Annotated in this window: 19 protein-coding genes; 8 read left to right on the top strand and 11 right to left on the bottom strand. The window is 56.0% G+C overall.

The annotated features are described in order from the left end of the window. Positions 1 to 11: 11 nt before the first annotated feature. Positions 12 to 1,397, top strand: coding sequence for an ATP-dependent RNA helicase DbpA (gene dbpA / locus CEG14_RS23640; protein WP_094828846.1), 1,386 nt, complete (start codon positions 12 to 14; stop codon positions 1,395 to 1,397). A gap of 486 nt (positions 1,398 to 1,883) precedes the next feature. Continuing rightward, the gene (locus tag CEG14_RS23635; RefSeq protein WP_094828845.1) at positions 1,884 to 2,279 is read left to right on the top strand and encodes a hypothetical protein; all 396 of its coding nucleotides are present in this window, start codon (positions 1,884 to 1,886) and stop codon (positions 2,277 to 2,279) included. A gap of 1,330 nt (positions 2,280 to 3,609) precedes the next feature. On the opposite strand, the gene CEG14_RS23625 is transcribed toward CEG14_RS23635, so the two are convergent. Beyond that, positions 3,610 to 4,245, bottom strand: coding sequence for a hypothetical protein (locus CEG14_RS23625; RefSeq protein WP_143277273.1), 636 nt, complete (start codon positions 4,243 to 4,245; stop codon positions 3,610 to 3,612). Positions 4,246 to 4,355: 110 nt separating this feature from the next. Then, positions 4,356 to 4,868: a hypothetical protein gene (locus CEG14_RS26165; RefSeq protein WP_143277272.1), complete on the bottom strand. Its 513-nt coding sequence runs from the start codon at positions 4,866 to 4,868 to the stop codon at positions 4,356 to 4,358. 394 nt (positions 4,869 to 5,262) lie between these two features. Between CEG14_RS26165 and CEG14_RS23615 the strand changes: the two genes are divergently transcribed. Next, entirely contained in the window at positions 5,263 to 5,505 is a 243-nt protein-coding gene (locus tag CEG14_RS23615; RefSeq protein ID WP_094828841.1) for an EexN family lipoprotein, read from the top strand. A gap of 59 nt (positions 5,506 to 5,564) precedes the next feature. Beyond that, complete coding sequence (locus tag CEG14_RS23610; protein ID WP_256985997.1) at positions 5,565 to 5,831, top strand: antitoxin VbhA family protein; 267 nt, start codon at positions 5,565 to 5,567, stop codon at positions 5,829 to 5,831. 831 nt (positions 5,832 to 6,662) lie between these two features. Here the strand turns inward: CEG14_RS23610 and CEG14_RS23600 are convergent. The 5 genes from CEG14_RS23600 to CEG14_RS23590 all read right to left on the bottom strand — a co-directional run bounded on the left by CEG14_RS23600 (position 6,663) and on the right by CEG14_RS23590 (position 9,763). Continuing rightward, positions 6,663 to 7,697: a type IV secretion system protein gene (locus CEG14_RS23600; RefSeq protein WP_094828839.1), complete on the bottom strand. Its 1,035-nt coding sequence runs from the start codon at positions 7,695 to 7,697 to the stop codon at positions 6,663 to 6,665. Next, positions 7,684 to 7,983: a hypothetical protein gene (locus CEG14_RS26160; protein WP_143277271.1), complete on the bottom strand. Its 300-nt coding sequence runs from the start codon at positions 7,981 to 7,983 to the stop codon at positions 7,684 to 7,686. Before CEG14_RS26160 ends, CEG14_RS23600 begins: the two co-directional genes overlap by 14 nt. Further along, positions 7,980 to 8,183, bottom strand: a complete 204-nt coding sequence (locus CEG14_RS26155) for a hypothetical protein (RefSeq protein WP_143277270.1) — start codon at positions 8,181 to 8,183, stop codon at positions 7,980 to 7,982. The genes CEG14_RS26160 and CEG14_RS26155 overlap by 4 nt, the downstream gene beginning before the upstream one ends. A gap of 136 nt (positions 8,184 to 8,319) precedes the next feature. Next, the gene (locus CEG14_RS23595; protein ID WP_256985996.1) at positions 8,320 to 9,417 is read right to left on the bottom strand and encodes a YdaU family protein; all 1,098 of its coding nucleotides are present in this window, start codon (positions 9,415 to 9,417) and stop codon (positions 8,320 to 8,322) included. Between the two features lie 100 nt (positions 9,418 to 9,517). Continuing rightward, complete coding sequence (locus CEG14_RS23590; RefSeq protein ID WP_094828837.1) at positions 9,518 to 9,763, bottom strand: hypothetical protein; 246 nt, start codon at positions 9,761 to 9,763, stop codon at positions 9,518 to 9,520. A gap of 280 nt (positions 9,764 to 10,043) precedes the next feature. Here CEG14_RS23590 and CEG14_RS23585 point away from each other — a divergent pair, with 280 nt between their 5' ends. The 4 genes from CEG14_RS23585 (at position 10,044) to CEG14_RS26150 (ending at position 14,885) form a co-directional block, all read left to right on the top strand. Beyond that, positions 10,044 to 11,834: an ATP-dependent nuclease gene (locus tag CEG14_RS23585; protein WP_094828836.1), complete on the top strand. Its 1,791-nt coding sequence runs from the start codon at positions 10,044 to 10,046 to the stop codon at positions 11,832 to 11,834. Beyond that, a complete protein-coding gene (locus CEG14_RS26725) occupies positions 11,759 to 13,093 on the top strand; it encodes an ATP-dependent helicase (protein ID WP_306437048.1) in 1,335 nt (444 codons plus the stop codon). Before CEG14_RS23585 ends, CEG14_RS26725 begins: the two co-directional genes overlap by 76 nt. Positions 13,094 to 13,237: 144 nt before the next feature. Then, positions 13,238 to 13,864 (top strand): tyrosine-type recombinase/integrase, encoded by a 627-nt coding sequence (locus CEG14_RS23575; RefSeq protein ID WP_094828834.1) that lies wholly within the window; start codon positions 13,238 to 13,240, stop codon positions 13,862 to 13,864. 346 nt (positions 13,865 to 14,210) lie between these two features. Then, positions 14,211 to 14,885: a hypothetical protein gene (locus CEG14_RS26150; protein ID WP_143277269.1), complete on the top strand. Its 675-nt coding sequence runs from the start codon at positions 14,211 to 14,213 to the stop codon at positions 14,883 to 14,885. Positions 14,886 to 15,096: 211 nt separating this feature from the next. On the opposite strand, the gene CEG14_RS23570 is transcribed toward CEG14_RS26150, so the two are convergent. The 4 genes from CEG14_RS23570 to CEG14_RS23555 form a co-directional block, all read right to left on the bottom strand. Continuing rightward, positions 15,097 to 16,164 (bottom strand): hypothetical protein, encoded by a 1,068-nt coding sequence (locus CEG14_RS23570; RefSeq protein ID WP_256985968.1) that lies wholly within the window; start codon positions 16,162 to 16,164, stop codon positions 15,097 to 15,099. 238 nt (positions 16,165 to 16,402) lie between these two features. Then, entirely contained in the window at positions 16,403 to 16,987 is a 585-nt protein-coding gene (locus CEG14_RS23565; RefSeq protein ID WP_094828832.1) for a hypothetical protein, read from the bottom strand. A gap of 224 nt (positions 16,988 to 17,211) precedes the next feature. Next, the gene (locus tag CEG14_RS23560; protein WP_094828831.1) at positions 17,212 to 19,164 is read right to left on the bottom strand and encodes an ATP-dependent nuclease; all 1,953 of its coding nucleotides are present in this window, start codon (positions 19,162 to 19,164) and stop codon (positions 17,212 to 17,214) included. 162 nt (positions 19,165 to 19,326) lie between these two features. Further along, on the bottom strand, positions 19,327 to 20,394 hold the full coding sequence (locus tag CEG14_RS23555) for a site-specific integrase (RefSeq protein ID WP_094828830.1): 1,068 nt from the start codon (positions 20,392 to 20,394) through the stop codon (positions 19,327 to 19,329). Positions 20,395 to 20,412: the final 18 nt, after the last annotated feature.

The following is a 20,412-nucleotide window of genomic DNA, read 5'->3' as shown; positions in this document are numbered from 1 at the left end:
CCGGCACTCCCGTGACCACCTCCTTCTCCTCCCTGCCCCTCCTGCCCGCCTTGCTGGAAAACCTGCAAGGCCTGGGCTTCGAACAGATGACGCCGATCCAGGCCCAGAGCCTGCCGCTCATCCTGGAAGGCCGCGACCTGATCGCCCAGGCCAAGACGGGCAGCGGCAAGACGGCGGCCTTCGGCCTCGGCGTGCTGCAGAATCTCGACGTGAACCGGCTGACGCCGCAGGGCCTGGTCGTGTGCCCCACGCGCGAGCTCGCAGAGCAGGTCGCGCAGGAGCTGCGCCGCCTGGCCCGCCAGATTCCCAACGTGAAGATCCTGACGCTGTGCGGCGGCGCCGCGGCCCGCCCGCAGGCCGAGTCGCTGGCACGCGGCGCGCACCTGGTCGTGGGCACGCCCGGCCGCCTGCAGGACCACCTCGAGCGCGGCAGCCTCGACCTCGCCGGCATCAACACGCTGGTGCTGGACGAAGCGGACCGCATGGTCGACATGGGCTTCTACGACGACATCGTCGCCATCGCCTCGCATTGCCCGGCCAAGCGCCAGACCCTGCTGTTCTCGGCCACCTACCCCGACAACATCCGCAAGCTCGCCGCGCGCTTTTTGCGCAACCCGGCCGAGGTCAAGGTCGAGGCCCAGCACGACGCCAGCCGCATCGAACAGATCTTCTACGAGATCGGCGAGGGCGAACGCCTCGACGCCGTGGTCGCGCTGCTGGCGCACTACCGCCCCGTGTCCACGCTGGCCTTCTGCAACACCAAGGTTCGCAGCCACGACCTCGTCGAGCGCCTGCAGGCCGCCGGCATCAGCGCCCAGGCGCTGAACGGCGACCTCGAGCAGCGCGACCGCGACGAGATCCTGATCCAGTTCGCCAACCAGAGCTGCGCCGTGCTGGTCGCCACCGACGTGGCCGCGCGCGGCCTCGACATCCAGAACCTCGGTGCCGTGATCAACGTCGACGTCACCAAAGACACCGAAGTGCACGTGCACCGCATCGGCCGCAGCGGCCGCGGCGACCAGAAGGGCCTCGCGCTCAGCCTGTGCTCGCCCGAGGAAATGCGCTTCGCCAACCTGATCGAGCAATACCAGGGCGCCCCGCTCAAGTGGGCCGACATCAAGGCCCTCAAGCCCAAGGCCGACCGCCCGCTGCGCGCGCCCATGATCACGCTCTGCATCCAGGGCGGCAAGAAAGACAAGCTGCGCCCCGGCGACCTGCTGGGCGCGCTCACCGGCGACGGCGGCCTGGTGTTCGAGCAGGTCGGCAAGATCAACATCACCGAGTTCAACTCCTACGTCGCGCTCGACCGCAAGATCGCCAAGCAGGCCTTCTCCAAGATCTCCAACAGCAGCATCAAGGGCAAGCGCTTCCGCATGCGCTTCCTGGAAGAGTTCTGAGCGGCGTGCGTGATCGGCCGGCGGGTAGCCGGTGACGATGGCATCGCGTGCGCAGGCGCAAAGAGGAAGCTTCGGCTTCCTTTTTTTGTTGGCGGGTTTTCTGGCCACAGGGCGCGAAGCCTCATGCCAGCCAGGCGCGCGTGAGCGGCGTAGCTTTCTGGATGGTGAGGCAGGGCAGGGGGGAGGCATTGAAGATCTGGGCCGGCGCGGGGCGTCGAGTCACTGCGCGGCCAGGCCAAGCAGGTCAAGGCAGGTCAGGTTAGGTCAGGTTAGGTCAGCTTAGGTCAGGTCGGGCCAAGTCGGGCGAGGGCAGGGCGAGGCAGCGCTAGGCAAGCCAAGGCAAGGCACCGCAGGGCAAGCCAAGCCACAGGGCGGGGCGGCTGTCGCGCTCGTGGAATAATGCCGCTGGAATATCGTCAGGGCGGAGCCGCCGGTGTGCAGCCGGATGGAAAACGCACACCCACACCCCTCATCCGAAGGTGCACGATGAAGAAACTGCTTGTCGCGATCCTGCCATGCCTGCTGCTCACCGCATGCCTGAACACCAACAGACAGATCAAACTCGTGCCCTCGCCCCTAGGCACCTATCAGGTGCAGGTGCGCGAATGCCAGGTGCGCGGCTCACTCACCCGCGACATCCGCTACGAAGTCTTCGTCACCCGGGCCGGCGCCGACGAGCAGTGCTACTCCGCCAAAGAACCCGTCCTCGCCACCTTCCTGAGCCCCAGCCCCGTCGAAAAACTGACGCTGACCTGGGTCTCCGACACCGAACTGCGCGTCGGCCACCCCGCACCCTCCTACTGGCCGCCCCAAATGGAGCGCGACCGCAAGAAAGGCGTCACCGTCACGTTCGAGCCGGCGCAACCGGTCGGGAAACAGTAAGGGCGCGTTTTAGTTAGAGCCCGCCATCTGTCGGACGGTGGCGGCGACGCTGCTCGCGAACTGGCGCCTCATACGCCAGACGCCCACTCTGCGCGGCTTATCCGTGCAGGCGCAGCCGCGCCTCTGCCAGATCGCGCCCACTCATGCGCCCGGGCAAACACGATGGGCGCCGCTGGCCCTGTTGGCCGGCGTGCCTAGGCGCTGGGCGCCGAGTTAGCGATGTGGCGCGAGGTGGTGCAGTAGGCCGCCGCCGACCCAGCCGCTCGACCGCCTCTAGCGACGCCAAGCCGGCCGCCCCATTCATGCCATCGCAGACGCGTCGCGGCGCGCCCATTCATGCAGACGGCAGCTGCACGGATTCATACGGATAGCTGGCGCGCCCAGTCATGCCAATACGCAGCGATATCGGCAGTCTGTTTGACGACGCGATCCGCCGCTGGCGGCGCTGCCCAACGATCCAGCCGATACCCATCCACCGGCGTATCCGCGTCGTTGGTATTCAACGCATTCCCCGCCTCCATCCCCCGCGCCTGATACCGCGCACGATAAGGCGCGGCCGCAAGCGGCATCCGCACACCCTCATCCGCCGCCCACTCCACCAGCCTGATCTCCCCACCGGCGCCGAGAAAGAAACCTCCACGATCTCCTCCCACCCCTCATCCAGCGCGGGCTCCGCGTCACACAACCGGATATCGATACCGACTACACCGGTATGCAGCCCGGTCACAAGAAACAGAATAGCCGGCACCCGCGCACCACAAAGCCCATTACCCTGCCCCAGAAAACAGCCGCCCATGTCCCCGTCGAAGGGGCCGGTCAACCCGATATAGGCCTGACCATACTGAACCTGGATCTGCCCAGAAAACAACTCAACCACGCGCGTCCTCCAATGAGGGCGAGCGATGACACAGCATCGATGTGCTGAGACTGTACCTGACGTGGGAGCGGGGAGTGGCCTAGCTTGAGGCTAAGACTGCGTACGCTTCTGAACTAACAATATTCAGAAAGTCCGGATGGCGTCCGGCGCCGAAATCGAATCCAAACGGCTTGCGGCGGGGGATTTTGAGTTGGCGTGCTAGGCTGTTTGTCTAGGTAAGTTGCGCGAAGTCTGGAGTAAGTGGATGTAGGTAAAATTAATTAAAAATCAATGGGTTGGCGTAATTTCGCGAAATCAGTGAAAACCAGTCACTGTACCTACACTGTACCTAAGCTGTACCCGGATCTGGAGAGGTACCGGATCGGGTCATAGGCCTTCAACAATGGCATGCGGCTCACTTGACTTGCGATAGTCTGAGTATAGAGGCCAAACAGGGCCTTTGATCACTAGAGGTTACTGGCGCTTCGCCATAGCAGAGCTAAGACGGTGTGCATCGGCATTGGTGGAGCCGACAACGTAGGTAGCGCTGGCGCGCGGATCGATCCCCGTCTCTGTCGTGATCAGGACGATGTAGTCATACGCCGTGGCGTAGAACTTTTGGGCGCACTTGAGGCTGACCTTTCGGGTGTATTCCTTGCTATGGAAAGGGGTGTGCAGCTTTGGTGTCTGGAGTGGATCCCCGATTGGAGTTTCTTCGATTTCGTAGGGGGATGCGTGTGCCACCAAATTGCGCCATTGCTGCATCTCACCGATGCTTTGAAAGAGTCCCTGGGACCTATCAATGGTATACGGGATGGCGGCGCATAGCATTTCGAGCTTGCCCCAGAATCGCTTCGTCGCGCAGTACTGCTTGAAATCGAACGCCTGGAACCTCTCGTGCTGTGGCATAGAGAACGCTACGGATGCCGAGAAGCTTTCTATCGTGCTGAATGACAGCAGCATCGATCCAGTGAAGCAAGAAAAGCGCTTTTCTTCTTCAGTACCTGGCGTGGGCAAGTGCTTCACTGCCTGGCCCGTCATCAGCAAGCACCAAGCAGCCCTTAGGGTCAAGTCCCAATCGTGGTTCGTTGCCGAGTATAGATGAGACATTTGGGTTCCTTCCACTTCATGTTCCCTTTTTTTTCTCGTCATCTGGACCGTTGCCAGCCCTGCGGGATCCCCGCACGCTTTCAGCCTCTCTGATGAGTGGTTGCGATGATCTAGTAAATAAAGGGGGTGGCAATGAGCATACCCATTGCCATGGAATAGCCCTTGGATGCCTCGGATACTCGCACCGGATTGGCTGCGACTTCGGCAAGTGCCAAGAAATACACGCCTGCGTGAACAAACTTGACCGAGGACGCGTAAGCGCCAAAGATTGCGGCCGCGATTGCGAAGCCGATAATGGCCGATGCAGCGATTGAGCCAATGACCATCGCTTGCTGAGCGACACGCTCTATCAAAGCTTTTATGCGCCGCACAGGGTAGCGCGGAGATAGCCATAGAGTCAGTCCTCTGGCGGGCAATAAGAACATCAGCATCAATGCCAATGAGTAGAAAGCAATCTGCTCTTGTAGCAGTGTGCTACCCAATTGCGCCTCATCGAAATACCGGTACCCTAAAACCTGGATCACGCCGAAGATCAGTCCCAGAACACAAAAGATCGGACCGTGTTTCTTAACATCAGGCGTTACTCGAAACCAAGTCACTTGTGCTTCTTGCTGTGAAGTCATCCCCGCCTCCTATAAACTACATCGCTTATTCTATGTCTCATTGCGTTGATATGAACATGCTCGGGCACTTTGCCTGACGTCGTGTCAAGTTCTAGTCGAGGGGAGGAATATGGCTATCCTAACTGTGACAGTCGAGCCCGAGTTAAAAAGGGCTTATCTTGCGGCATGTCGTGAGGATGGCTGTAGCGGCGCACAAGTTATTCGTGCGGCCATGCAAACTATCGTAGACGGTAGTCGTGATCCAGACCGGTTGCGCGCCGCATTGCGCCTGGATGCCGATCATCCCGTCGCTCCGGGAAGTCCTGCGCATGCTATGCAAATTGTGCGGCGGGTAACCGCGGAGTTGTTGGACTTGTAAGTTGATAAGTTTCAGTCTTGTGGAGATAACTCACCAATGAAAAGAATCACCGTCATCGCGATCCTTGGGGCTTTTCTTCTGTCTGGCTGCTCCCCGTCCGAAAAAACTCAGACCGTTGAGTACTACATGGAACATGATGACATTCGTGCTGCCAAGATAAAGGAGTGTGCCAACAACCCCGGAGAGCTGGGGAAGACTCCAAATTGTCAAAATGCGATGACGGCAGAGAATCGCAGGATCCTCAGCTCCGAGAACAAGGGAATGCCAAAGATCCGTTAGGCTTCCGGCAAGTCGTATTCCCTAGTGTTTAGGCTAGGAGCTGTCGGTCGTTGAGTCACGTGAAATCTCTAATCGATATGACCCAAACGCCACGAGGCGATGTCTCTAATGAGCGGCAGGCGAGCACGATCGCCGAGCCGCTAGCTCCGGAGGAAATTACCGAGCGCCGTCACGCGGCGGATAATGCGCTCGCCAGTCAACGGCTTGCGGGTTTGGAACCCGATCCGCTAGTCGTCGTTGAGCTTGACCGTTACATCCTTGGTGAGCTAGACCTCGGCCAAATCATCGAACGCTACTTGTCCCGAGTGAAGCGCGGGGAGGCTTGAACCCTTGGCCCGTGCGTGAAAGCTCTAATGAGATCATGTGAAAGCTCTAATCAGAGGTGCAATAGCGCTCATACAGACCGGTGCGAGATGATTGAGGCTCCCCGTTTCCTAATGCGGAAGTCCCGTCGCAATCGCGGGTAGACCACATGCCGATACCGCCACTGTAGCCAGCATAGGCCCGCGCCGGCTGTACTCCCGATGATAGTTTCAACCGCCCTCTCATCTCCCGAGAGCGAGCTATTGATGAGGGTGGGGGCTTGCAGAACCAGCGTTGCCAGTAACAGGCCGCCGAGGGCCAAAAGAAGCACCGCGCAGGCGATTTGGAAAGTTCGATTCGCATGCCTGAATGCAGCGTTGAGGTACTGTTGCAAACTACCCATGCTGTCCCTTTCTGTGGTCCACGGCGTGTTGCCGATTCGCTTCACTTCGCCTTTGTCCATTGTTATGTCCTCCATGTCAGCGATGCTGAGCATTCGACTGCTCCTGTAGTGCCTCTTGTAGTGCATCAAGGCCAGTATTCATGCGGACTTTCAGCCCGTTTGTAGTAGTCGAACACTACGAACAGGAATGCTCTGTTCAGAAAAATCCTTTTAGAATCAATTGGATGCGAGGCGCCGCGAGGTGCGTATGGTGTATAGCCCGATTAAGGGCTATCGGATGGGCTTAAGGGCCATCCGGAGAGTCCCAAACTACCCCGATGAGCTGCGGCTCATCGGTATCGTGCAAAGATGATGCAGCGATGATGCACATGTGATGCGGCAATGGTGCTGTTCTCTACTCTCACGGTGCAGATATGATGCAAGGGTGATGCAGAAGTAGTGCATTATGTAGTCATCCGACTTTGCGGCCACGGAAATATCCGGCAGCGGCGCGGGCCACACTAGCAGCGCCGCCAGCTACGGTCTTTGTCATGTTGACTGCACCGCCAACAGCGTTCTTTGCCGTGCCAGGAGCGGCCATCGCGCCACGCACCGCAGTACGGCCTCCCCGATAGGCACCACCGGCCCCGCTACGCATCGCACGCAACTCATACCAGTAGCTAATGCCAATGCCGCCCGCCAAACCGCTTGCAATGCTTGGCAATTGCAGCAGAAGACCAACTGAAACGACGGAGATGACCAGCATCCCGATAAGCGTGTAACCGACATTCTGGGCGCCATCGAATTCAGCGCCTGCCATGTACCCACGGAAGATGTCCATCAACAACGTGAACACGACCGAAAACAGCACAATCGTCAGCGCATAATTCAGCACCTGAGCGGTCCATTGCTCAAAGAAGCGAGCGGTCGGCTGGAACAGCAATGCCACGATGAAAAGTGGCCCAAGTCCTACAAGAATGGCGAGGGCGACCTTAGCTACGGTTACGAACACCGCGCCCACGCCAACCACCGCTGCAGTGGCAACGGCGCTGATGACCCCGATAGCAGCATACGTTAGGCCTTCCGAACTGAAGAAACTCGATTCCTCCAATGCTTTGGAGACATAGTCTGCTCCCTGCGCTGCCGCTTGATCGATGATATTTGCCGCTGATGCACCGCCGGGACTGCCAGAAACTGCCTGCGCGAGCGCATCCGGTGTGCTCACGATCGCGTCGGCAATCATTGGCTGATAGAGCCCTCCGGCCATTGCGATGGAAACAATGATGCCTGCACGCAGGTAGCGGTGCAGGAATTCCGCAACCGGCATCTCCACCGCGCCCCGAATGACGAGCATGCCATAGCTTATGAAAGCCAGTGTCAGGCTGACAGACACTACAGGGGTGATCTCAGCAATTACCCTTGATGAAATATCCGTAACGAAGCTTCGCGTCAGAAAGTCTATCTTGTTGAAGAGGGGCTCAACGATTGTGAAACTACCTGCTGCCATCTTCAACCTCCGGGTATTCCGGTTTCATGCCTATTTCCATCCTGATCCGATTCGCGGCTTTGCGGGCGTTGATACATATTTCTGTTTTGGCGATATCAGGATTCTGGAGGCATTTGGCCTCGGCATTTAGCCTTGCGCCGAAATCCCGGTAGTAGAACTCGACGCTGGGAGCGGCTTCTGTCTCTTTCTCGCCATTCTGTTGTTCCTGTGCCGTCGCTTTACTGCTGCCGGCGAACAGACTTGCCGCTACATATAGCGCGAGGATGGTCCTTTTTTTGTCTTTCATTTAATGGCCTTCTGGTGGACGATAGAAGAGCAAACCTGTGCATGGCCGACACGGCGGGCGATGCGGCGGGCTTGCCGGAAAGTCGGGAAATGGATCGCGTTGCCCGGCTCTCCCCATATGGGACGCTTGGCGTCATTCATTCCGACGAAAAACAGCCACTTCTGCGATTCCGCATTGGCAGTTATGACAATGAAATGCATGTCCACGGGTGTCCTCGATTTCTAAGCGTTGAGACAGGAAAAGATAGTTTTGGATTGCACAATCCAAAGGCGTGTGCAAAGTGGCTAAAAACGGCCCCGGGTCCATTGATAATGGCGGATCTGGCGGACATGCATCTCAGGCGTTTAGCGGGTGGTTCGAGACGCTGGCCGGCTGATGCCGCTGCTGAACCGAAGAGGGAGGGGGAGCCGCGCCCGTAGGGCGTGGGGGAACCCTGCAGGGGTGCCCCGAGGGGGGCGACGGCGCGACCGAAGCGAAGTGTAGGGCGGATGGGGGGAGGGCACCTCCCCGCGCCGTGTTCAGTCCTCGAGATTTCCAGACCCAGGGACCATCGCCCGACGCGGTGAAGACCCGTTCCTTGAACAGAGGGAACGGCTCATCAGGGTGTTGCTGCAGCCCAAGTCTGTCTCCTTGGGCTGTGATGCCGGATGCAGTTTCCCACCAACTTTCACCGAGTGCACGCGAGGCGCCAATAGTACGCGTCGCAATGAGGTCGTCCAAGAGACGGTCCACAAACCCAAGGTTGATGGGTTGGGTTGACCTAGCATGAGCTCGTCGCGCGTGTGCAGCCTCGATGGCTCGGTTGACATCTGCTTGTGTCAGACCGGAACTTAGCCATCGCTCTAGCCGAGCATCGGAGGCGATCGCCTTTATACCCGCCGCGTGTAGCTTATCGACCAGTGTCTTTCTATCTACGATGCTGCTGCCGCTTTTCTTTTCTCCGTCTCCCTCTCTCTCTGGAGGGCATGTCCCCGGGGACACCGTTGGGACATCTTGGTATTTCTCCGGCGACCGCGCGGGGACGTCTCGAGGTACGAGGTGTACGGGCCCCTGAGCAAGGAATTCTTCAAGGTTAGGGTATGGGATCCTGGTTCCATGTCGTTGGTTGTGTTTCTTGATACGTGCGCATTCGGTCTTATGCCGTTGCTCATGCTTGGACGCCCAGGCTTTGCGTGCTTGTTCCGCAATTTCTGGGTGGTAAAGGCGACCATCACTGCATTTGACCCAACCACGTAACGCGCCCGTTTCATGCTTTTTCCACTCCTTCAAGTCACGGCCAACACCGGCCAGCATGGCGAGAATACGCGGGTCATCCGGCAAACTCGCAGCGGGTATTTGATGCCATGACGCACACCATAGAAGGAGGGCGCACCGAAACTCTTCTCCTGTTGCCTGGATGGCAAGGTCGCTGTCCCGAAGACCTTGAACATCCATTTTCATGAATGGGAAGCCTTGCAAGTTGCAGTCAGGAGGTGTGAGTGGGGCGGGCAGTTCCATATTTCCGCCTGGATTTCCCGCGTGGAGAAGCGCGTCTTTAATGGCGGCCATCCGGATCCCCAAACGAGTCCGGGTCGTTCAGTACCCTTGAGAGGTCGGCAGTGCTGTAGTACACCCGGCGACCGAGTTTCCGTCGCGCAGGTCGCAGCTTGCGGGCCAGTTCACTATTTCCTGCGAGGGTAATACGTAGGCCGGCTGGGCTTCGGTTCAGGAGTTGAGCTAGCTGCGGCAATGTAAGCAATGCAGAGCCGAACTGCTTGAAGAGAAATTCCTCGGTGGTCATCCTTCTTGTCCTTACGCAATTAACGTAAGTACAGACTAGGCGCAGGAAAATTCAATGTAAATAATGCACATCTCGTGCAGATGTGATGCAGATGAGCGCTGATGATGCAGATGTGATGCGGAACTGATGCAACCATGACGCGGACATGATGCATATATTGGAATCAAATAAACTTTGTTGGTTTCTATCTGATACATTAAAGGTTACGTCGGGCGCGTAGCAAGGGTCGGATGCCCCAATGTCGGGGATCAAGCGCCCCATCAAACCATAAGAGCATGAAATGAGAGTCGCCAACCTCAAGATCGAAAACTTCCGCGGTGTGCGTTCGGGGTTCGTCCGGTTTGGAAGGCATCCGGTTCTTGTTGGAGACAACAATACCGGCAAGACGACCCTCATCGAAGCATTGACTCTTCTCCTGGGGCGAGATCGGCTGGTTCGGGAATTGACCGAACATGATTTTTACGGCTCTTGTCCTCAGCCGGTCGATCGCATCAAGCTTGTGGGCACCATCACTGATTTTCCGAATGACGATCCAGAGCACAGCAGTCATTGGTTTCGGGAAGGTAGAGCAGTCATTAAATGGCTGGACGAGATCACCGGCGCCGTGCATCCGATGCGGGATCACCAGGATTGGAAGCTGTGCTGTCAGATCGCCGTCCAGGCTAGGTTCGACCATGAGTCACTTTCCGTGGAGATGCTTCGGTTCTTTCACGATCACGACGACCCTGTCGATCCTTTTGCGGAAGACACGCCAGCGGTCGTCCCAGGGAAGCTAATCCAAGAACTCAGCTTCTACTTAGTGCGGGCAAGCCGGACGTGGGACAAGGTCTTCTCTTGGGGAAATGAGCTGTTCAAGCGTACCGTCCTCGCAGCTGCGGCGCAGCCCGCAGTTGCGTTGCTTGCGGAGCGTGATCGTCTACGTGCCCCCGAACAGCCAATTGATGCGGACCCATGTATCGAGCCGCTGATCCAAAACCTCAACAACGAGTTGGCACAGTCTTTCCCCAACGCGCCGCGAGTCCAGCTCCGGCTGACCGGTACAGATAGCCGCTCTGTCATGGAGGCGGTATCGGCTCATTTCGCTACGGCAGACGGAATCGGCATTCCCGCCGCGAGGCAGGGCAGCGGGCTGATTTCGATGCAAGGCTTGCTGCTGTTGCTAGAACTCGGGCGCGCCCGTGCAGCGGCAGGCGGCGAGTTTCTGATGGCGTTGGAAGAACCAGAGGTCCATCTACCTCCATCCGCTCAGCAGCGTTTGGTTCAGCGTGTGCAGGCACTCTCCACCCAAACGTTCGTTACCACCCATTCGCCTTTGGTCGCAAGCATGGCAGACCCGACCTCCGTGCTGATCTTGAAGAAGCACGATGGTGAACTGTCTGCGGAGTCGTTTCTCGAAGCTCCTTTGCCCGCCACGGCACCAAATTGGCAACGAAAGTTCTTTCAGCACAGCCGGGTAGATGTGCTCGGCGCGTTGATGCAACCGTCACTGCTCGTGCCTGAAGGAAGAGCCGACTTCCAGCTGCTTCGATGCATCTTGAGGCCTCTGATGATGACCGCTGGTTGGGCCGACACCATGAGCAGGCCGTTCGGCATCGAGGTCGGCGTGGTCCCGACCGAAGACGCCAAAGTTATTGAAACCCATCTACTGATGGCAAGACTACATCGGCGTGTGTCTTGCCTGGTCGATGGCGACGATGAAGGACTGCTCTACGTAGGTCGTTTACAAGCCGCAGTCCCCCCTCCAGCTTCGGTCATTCGTTGGAACGACGGAGCCATGATTGAGGATTCGGTCGGCTGGATCCTCTCAGCGGACGAGGCTGCTGCCATCGCTAAGCTAGCGGAGCTATCACAGGTTCCTCCTACCTCCGCAGAAGATGTCATAGCGTACCTTAAGGCGAGGAAGATGGACGTCATTGCGTATGAGCTTGTCGCGGAAGCTATCTCCACGACACCAGCGTGCCGTGCACGCGCTGCTGACCTTCTTGCGGGGCTTGCGTGCGCTTGCGCAGGGTCGGATGCGTCGCACCGCTTCATTCGCGATGCCCATGGGGTTTGGGTGTTTCAGCCGTGACAGTCCAAGCGTTCACCGGGGGGGCAGGCTGCGGCAAGACCTATCAACTGATGCAGTCCTTGAGCGCCCACTTGGAGGTTGCACCACTGAAGGACGGACAGAAGGTCCTTGCGCTCACGTTCATGCATGGCTCCCGCCGCCGGCTGGAAGAGCGCCTTGGACAACTGGGTGTTCTAAGGGGACGAACAGACTGTTCGACGATTGACAGCTTTGCATGGCGGTTGATCCGAAGGTGGCGGTCTCTTGCTATCACACTCGGCTATGCCGACATCGAATCGAATCAGTATGAACGCGTGTGTGACGCGGCCGGCGCCCTGTTGCAAATTGAAGAGGTTTGCGGCTGGGTAGCCGCTACGTTTCCGGTCCTTTTGGTGGACGAGGCGCAAGACTTGACTGCAAATCGCCTCCGCTTGGTCGAAGGGTTGGCCGTAAGGCTGCAGGTCTTTGTGGCAGCCGATGAGTTTCAGTGCCTGAACGAGGATCTGCGCCCCAATCCTGCATGCGCATGGCTTGCTAAAGTGTGTCCCGCAGAGGAACTCAATCAGTCCAAGCGCACGAATGTCGTGGAACTTATTGATGCAGCAGCTGCTATCCGAAGCGGTCTGGCGCCCAAATCGGGGAAGCTCTTCAAGGTGGAGTTGACGCCTAAACCGCAACTTGCCGGAGCGTGGCTTAGCGGAAATCTTTGCTGGTACGGTGGAGGAAAGAGCGTCGCCATCATCACCCCTGCCATGGGTGCGTTTGCCAAGGCAGCGGTGACCTGGACCGCAAACAACAAGACAACGAAGGGAGCCGGGCCGTACTCAGTATCGTGGGAGGCGTCAGAGGCTAAATCCGCCAGCAGCTTTCTTGCCGAACTTGCATTGCAGGAGGTGAACGACATCCCGTCGGTTGTCGCGCTCCTCTCTGAGGCAGGGGATCCACGCGCTGCCAGGGATGTCGCCGATTGGATGGATATCCAGAGAAGGGCGCGCTCCAAGGTGACGTTCTCCAAAGAGGAAATTGCGAGGGTAATCGAGCAAGGCTTTGCTCAGCGTCGACGAGTCCAGAGGAGGGAGGGACAAGGCTGGAAAGGTATGACAGTCCATGGCGCTAAGAATCGCGAATTCAACAACGTCATCGTGCTCTGGCCTGCGGCCATTGCTGGAAGCGACGATCAAAAGCGGCGGCTGCTTTACAACGCAGTCACTCGTGCGAAGGAACGTTGCTTAGTCCTTGTCCAAGCGAAGGCAAATCTTAGCCAAGCGCCCTTCGCGTGACCTGTGCAATCTCGGCGGCGTTTGCATCGGAGGCGGACGACGGCTGCGCGGCGAGCTATTCAGGAAAGTGAAAGTCCGCTCAGGGTCGGAGAACGACCCTCCGTGGGAGCACACTGAATCCCCATTAATCGAAAGGTGATTGCCATGGAATCCGACAATGCCGCCGTCGACCGCCGTGTGCCCTGGAACAAGGGCAAACTCACCGGGCAGAAGCCGCTGCTGAAGCTGCGAGAAATTTGGGCAATCCGAACGAGACTTCAGATGGCATCGAACATCCGGGAACTCGCGATGTTCAATCTCGCAATCGATAGCAAACTTCGAGCTTGCGATCTCACGCGATTGCAGGTGCAGGACGTCCGTCACGGAAGCCACGTGGCCGCGAGAGCCACCATCATGCAACAAAAAAACCAGCGTCCGGTCCAATTCGAGATCACAGAGCAAACTCGTGAGAGCCTTGAAGCGTGGATTGATGTGCGAGGCCTAAAGGCGGCGGACTTTCTGTTTCCCAGCCGGTTGCATGCATTGCCGCATCTGTCGACGCGGCAATACGCCCGAATTGTGCATCGCTGGGTCGCATCGATTGGACTCGACGATACCGCATATGGCACCCACACTATGCGCCGTACAAAAGCCTCGCTGATCTACCGTCGGACGAAGAATCTTCGAGCAGTACAGCTGCTACTCGGGCGTACGAAGCTGGAAAGCACAGTTCGCTATCTCAGCATCGAGGTCGACGATGCTCTTGAGTTGGCTGAGCAAACCGAGGTTTGATGCATCCGGGCCGGCGAGCGGTCGCTTGCCGCCAGAAGCAGCCGCACCATTGCTGCCAAATTGCAGCATCAGAAGGGCGGTTTCCGCTCGTAGAGCGGTCGAGTGTTATGCTTTTCTAATCTCACTTTCTGTGTTTCCATGAGCTATGGCATCGAGGAAAATAAATACCGTCAACTGTATCTGGGAGTCTCTTCCAGAACTGGAACGTGTCAGTCGAGAATCACTAGACGTAAGTCTGAAGCCTTGGGAAGAATTGGTTTCGTGTTGCATTGAAGCGGGAGCACTTGCTCCAATGGTCCCGTCAACCAGGAATAGTGACCTCCGGCTAACAACAGCAGCCCCATTCTTGAAATGTACGCTTGATGACCTCCGTGGGGTGTGGATACTTGTAGAACGAGGTTATACCTCTCAGGCGGCTGCAGTCGCGGCTGCCATGTTCGAAAACGCGTTAACGGCTGCTGTAGTAGCCGGGTCTAAAGAGTTGGCATTACGAGCTCAGAAGGGAAAACATGCCCAGATTCCTTGGGGAGCTAAGGAACTATGCCAGCTTGATGCAAAGCGTGAAATGCGGCTAGCTGAAGAGCGTGGGGAGAAGCAGACCCCGAAAATGTATGAGGATAACTGGACGATTGGTTACTTCCACTATAAATGGCTTTGCCAAGTTAAACATCCAACATGGCAGGCAGCGATTCACGCCATTCAGTCAACTGTTGTTGCCGACCGGGAGTACGCTGTTCGGCCCGGTCCAAACAATTTACCGCAGGACATCCAGGTCAAGGCAAGGATTCTTGCGGTGTCACTGACCAAGGCGCTACAAGCCATTAAGTCATTCTTCATTACCTTGGATGGCGAGGAAAAGTCGGATGAATACCAAGCGTTCGAAGAAAAGGTTAATAAGGTTCACTTTGGTGTTGCCGACTTGATAAAGCTTCAGTATGGAAAGCCATCGCCTATCCAAGTTTTAGACCGAAGTTTCATTAAGACTGATTTTTCGACCCTTCGGGAAAAGTATGGCGACTAACGACGGCTAGCGGCAAATTAGCAGACATCTTTAAATTCTTGGGCAACCAGTTCGCTTTGGGTCGAAATCGGCCCCTAAAGAGTTGTTATCGGCCAATAGCTGTCGCTTCCCCCTATCTAAATCGGGCGTTCAATCTAAAGGTGAAGGCGTCCCTAAGCCGAGAACTTTTGCCGCAACTGAAGGCACAGCAGCACGTCTGTTAGGGGCCTTATTAGCGATTAGTCCCGCCCATGATTTTCTGCCTCACCTCATCCTCACACTTGTAGCAAGCAAAGTATTCAATTCTTTCCATGTCCCCTGTCACAAACGCATCACAGTGGGGACATGCAATCGCTTGCCAGCCTCTATCAAAGCAGGAGACACAACTCCACAAACCATCAATATAAAAGACTGACGGCTTCGGATGCTGGCACTCATGGCAGTAAGCCACGCACGGAGCTCCCTCTTCCCACCAATCGTCACCTGTCGTGTATTTTATTTTGCACAGAGAAATCAGCTTATCTGTGTCGATAGTCTGAGCACAATTTGGACACGAGTTCACCGTAGAGTTGAAAAACTCAAACTCATGACTGCATTTGTCGCAGGGAACCGTCTCAGCAGTGGATCTGATCGTTACTCCTGCCTTTTGGCAGACCATGCAGACATAGCTTTCCCCCCACGGATTCGTCTCACTGACAAGCCCAGCAATTGTTTGACAGCTGCCACACTCGACGAATACTCCTCCGTCCTGTTGCTTCCGCTGGATAACAGGTTGCAGGTCTTGAAATCTAGACTGGATGAAACCCTTCTCGGCAAGGATTCTTGTATGGAGACGTTCAAATTCAGGGATATAAGCATTAAAGGTGTCCCTCCATTTCATGGTCAACAGTTCATGAAGGTAATGCCACGATATCCACTGCTCCATTACAACGCCTGCTTTCATACCACCTACATCCGCGTAGTCAGTGTGGGCAAAGTGCACGATTTGATTTCGATGCTCCGCGAGAGCTTTGAAATTATTCAGTGCCTTATCTTCAATTGCTTCGCCCACGACGTCCTTGAGCCTCTTGGCGGCATCCTCCAAATAAACCGAATGAAAGTCTCCGACGCTAAAGCTGGACAAACTGGCTGAATCTGACTTACTGACAATGAGAGTCCAATGCTCTGCCATGAGCCTCGCTTTGAGGAAGAGTTCTATCGCGGTATAGAAATCGACAATCCCATTCTTCGGCCTTTTGCCTAGATTGTCGAGCGATGAATCGATGAAGTCGATTGCATTCTTAACGACTGCGTCGAACATCTCATCTTTCGTCTGCTGCCGCTGCCGAATAAATTTTCTTGCCATAAGAGAAGATAAAATCCATTCTAGTCATCTTTTGGAGGCGGCTGCTAGAGCATCACCTCCGTGGCCGTAGATTCGAAATTGTTTGGGAGAGATCTGCGAAAGGCATACGCCGGCCAGCAGCGGTCCGACAAGAACTCGCTCATCTGATCCAACGCTGGTCAAACAATCCTCAGCCCAGCAATTTTGACATCGATTAGAGTCCAGAGATAATCGCAGATGCTAGTGTGGCAATGCTTGCCACGTGAGGCAATGCATTCAACAAGGTTGACACGACCGTCTTGCTGGGCTTTGGCGACGCAAGCTGCGCTTCTACTGCATTGACAATTTCCAGCGCATCTTGCTTTTGTTTAGCATCAGTCAGGCTCTGCACGACTTGGCGTAGGCCGTCGATGTAGTCTCGAAAGTCAGCGCCGATGGTTATGACATTCGTCGATTTATCGACTGAGTGATTGTTGATGCGAGCGTTATGACCTGTGATATTGTAAATAATACTCTCAATACGCTGCTTTGCCTCAGGAAGACCCAGTTTTCGTACTGACATCTGATAGTGAGCCTCGATTCCGTGAAAGGCTTCGTGAAAACCAGGATCAATCACTTCGAAAGTCTCAACGGCGCCATTGGATGCGCGCCGCTCAATTAGATCCCTTGGCTCAATGAGAACGTCGGAGCGATCTAAAAAAATCTTATCGCGCTGTACGCTAGCTTTCAAACCTTCGAGCAAATCACCGTTTTGCTTTCGCACACTGATATCATCCGTCATAAAATCATCAAAAGACATTCTTTACTCCTGGTTATCATTGTGTCCGCGGTGTAAAAACCGCCCGATTGAACTCAAATAGCACGGCCAAGGATTCTTGCGAACCCGTAGTTGCATCTGTGAGTCGGCCGCTATGGGTCGTCCTCGGCTTTTCGACAAGGTCGGCTCGCGGCCAGAAGCGAAAGTTGAGAGCGACAGATCTGCGGTTCTCGACTGAACTAACCGCCAACCGGCTTATCGTCATCTCACGTCAACAATTTGTTGAGAGTAACGAACAGATGCTTGAAGGTGTCAAAGGCCATGGCGTGCCGCGTGGCATCCAGCACGTTCGGGTTCTGAATCAACCACGATGCTTGCTGGAAGTGGTCGAACTCTTGAGCGAGCGGCACCAGCCTCATAGCAGCTTCAACTTTGGGCACGACCCGCAAGTTCGCACCTGGGCCAGCTGGTAACGAGCCAGCTACCAGTTTCTGGGCCTCGGGCAACGAATACGCACTATTTACGAGCTCCAGGAAGAGCTCCTCGCCCAGCAAGTCTTCGGTGTCGGCCTCGGCTTGGTTGCAGAAGTCAGTTGCCAGGAGTACGTGCCCGTCGCGTAGCAGCTGGCTCTTGCGCAACTTCTCAACATTGTTCTTCTGTCCGTTCGCGTAGTCGATGAGTGCTGCGACGTGCAGTTTGTTGCCGCCAAACAGTGAAACAAAAGCCCAGACCTTATCTACTCCACCAGCGGGGCAAAGCGTCCACCGTGGGTCAAGGTGCTCTCGGCCAAGGGCTTTCAACGCATTGGAGAATGCCTGAAGGTACAAAACGTCTGAAGGCCCTTCCACGAGCAGGGTGTGTTCGCCGACGAACAGTGATTGGCTCAATTCATAACCAAGCGCACCCTGAAGAGGGAACAGCGTATCGCGGTCTGTGCTTAGGACCTCATCACCAACTTTGGTCCCGAACACTTCCGGCTCTTCTCCTTGACGGTAAGCGACAACATCCTCAACTGTGCGCACCGACATGATGTTATCTGTCGGCACCATGAACGGGGAGTGCGTCGTGTAAATGACCTGATGCTTGGGCTCCAGCTTCTCTTTGAAATATCGAAGCAGGTCGCTCTGGGCCTTAGCATGAAGATTCAATCCCGGCTCATCAAGAAGGATGACCACGTTTCCCTGGCGCTTCTGGACCTGGGAAAATTTAACTAGGAACGAGAAGAACCAGGTGAAGCCGGCGCTTCGATCATCGAATGGGACAGTCATGTCATGCAATTTGTTTCGAATGCGTGTATGCATGACGTGGCCGGAATTGAACGGCGCTGGGTCACCACTCCTACCGGCCTCAAGGGAAAATTCGACCTTCAGGTTCTTGTTTTGGGACCAGTAGGCGAAAACCTGCTTCGAGATTGATATTGAGGCCGCCTCCACCTTCGCCTTGAGCTTCTCGAATGTAGTAGCGCTTTGCAGTTCCTGTGCGCTTGTCCCGGCAAAGTCGAGAAAGTCCTGGAAGATTTGCTGCCCAGCATTGAGCGTCTTATTGGCTCTCGCTGTCTCTAGTGCCTCAAGTTGGACACGACCGTCCATGCGGTCGTAGCTGGAGAAGTAGAGGAACTCAGGCATTCGTACGTAGAGAACATCAATGGCCTTGAGGACGGCGCTACCTTTTCTGAACTTTTCAACCTCGGCTGCAGCTGCCTTGGCCTCGTCCGACGCTTCCTCAAGTGCTGCAATCTTGGCAACGAGGTCGGTAACCGTCGGGACGGAAAGCTGCTTCTTCTCAGCCGCTTTAACCCCGAACCTTGTAAGGAGAGAGATAACGATCTGAGCTTCGTCAAGCGGCACAGTCCAGGTCGTGGTGTCCTCACCGTACTTCTTGTAGACGACGATTTCGTGGGATTTAAGGCAGCCCTCACCTAATTCAGCCTCCACCGCCGCGACATCTTCCGAATCCAGCGTCCAGGTCGTGGTGATGACTGTTGCCTCATCCGATGGATGACGCGCTTCGTACTCTGCTAAGTAGCCACGCGGATACTCAAGGTCTTTGTCGAATTTCTTCTTTGACGCATCGACCGGATTGATGCGTTCGAGTGCTTGGAGAACAGTTGTTTTCCCTGATTCATTCTTGCCCACCAAGCAGGTCACACCAGATAGCGTGAATTCGCCTGAGTCTAGAACGCTTCGGAAGTTCGTTATATGCGCTTTCGTGAGCTTCAAGTCGGCCTCCTCGCAAAGTTGTTACTGAATATATTATCTGATTCAGCAGGCAACTTGCATTCACTGTATTTAACCAGCGAGAAGGCTCCTAGGGAGGAGCAGGAAGACGCTATGGCAACGAGATACGAGTAGTGAAGTCCCGTTCGGGTCGAGACAGGCCATTCATGACCCAAGCTTATCCAGTTTTTCTACCAAATCCTCAGCCCGCAAATGCGTATACCGTTTCAGCATTTGCATAGACTTGTGCCCGCTGATTGCGGCCACTTCTTGATCTGATAGCCCTGCTTCCACTAATCGGCTAACAGCTTCGTGTCGCAGGTCATGAAATCGGAAATTCACCAAACCAGCGGCTTTCTTCGCATCAGTCCATGCCTTGTCAAACAGATAGGGCCTGCGCACACCGTCTCGCCCCGGCTCGCCAAAGAATACTAGCTCTGTCTCAGCTGGCCGAATTGGGTTGTTGATGGCCGCTTGAAAGGCAACTGTAGCTGCTCTTGTCAAAGGTACAGTTCGGGGGGATGAATTTTTGGTGATGTCCAGCCTTACGATCCGCTTCTGCAAGTCAACCTGGCCAAGCCGCAACGCACCAATCTCCGATAGCCGCATCCCCGTTTCCAAAGCAATACGAACGATCCAGCTAAACATCGGATTCGAGTACGCATCTACGGCCGCCAACAGACGGTTATTCTCTGCTGGTGTCAGCCGTCGATTTCGCCCCGCACCAGGGGGCGGCCTGCGAATATTGGCTACAGGGTTGGAGGGGAGGCCTATACCCCATTCCTTGATTGCTACAGTGAACAGGTGGCTGAGGAGTGCTAGTTCCAGGCGTACCGTGTTGTTGCTGCGCGGAATGATCTTGCCGCTATCGTCGGCATCCCCTGCTAGTCGCGCGTCGCGGAACTGAGCCACGATTTCAGCGTTGAGGGCGGCTAGCGAGTATTTGCCAAGGTGCCGGATTAGAACTTGCGCTTTCTTGTGTTCCCCTGTCTGCGTTGAGACGCGTTTGGTTGGCGTGACTTCTTTGAGGTAACGAGTCAGGGCCGCTTCCACAGTCATGCGTTCCGCTGGCGCGCGCTGGATATACACGCCTCGCACCATCTCGTCTTCGGTACGTCGCGCCCAGTCCTCAGCATCACGCTTGGTTCTGAATGTTTTAGACGAAGTCGGCCAGCCAGTCTTTCGAATGACGGCTTTCCAGGTACCGGAGGGTGTCTTAACGATAGTAGCCATGCGTGTAAAAGCTCCGAA

Origin of the sequence: Bordetella genomosp. 1 (assembly GCF_002261335.1) — a bacterium.
Taxonomy (GTDB): Bacteria; Pseudomonadota; Gammaproteobacteria; order Burkholderiales; family Burkholderiaceae_B; genus Bordetella.
Note: the sequence above shows the minus strand (reverse complement) of the source record. Positions and strands in the feature narration are given on the sequence as shown.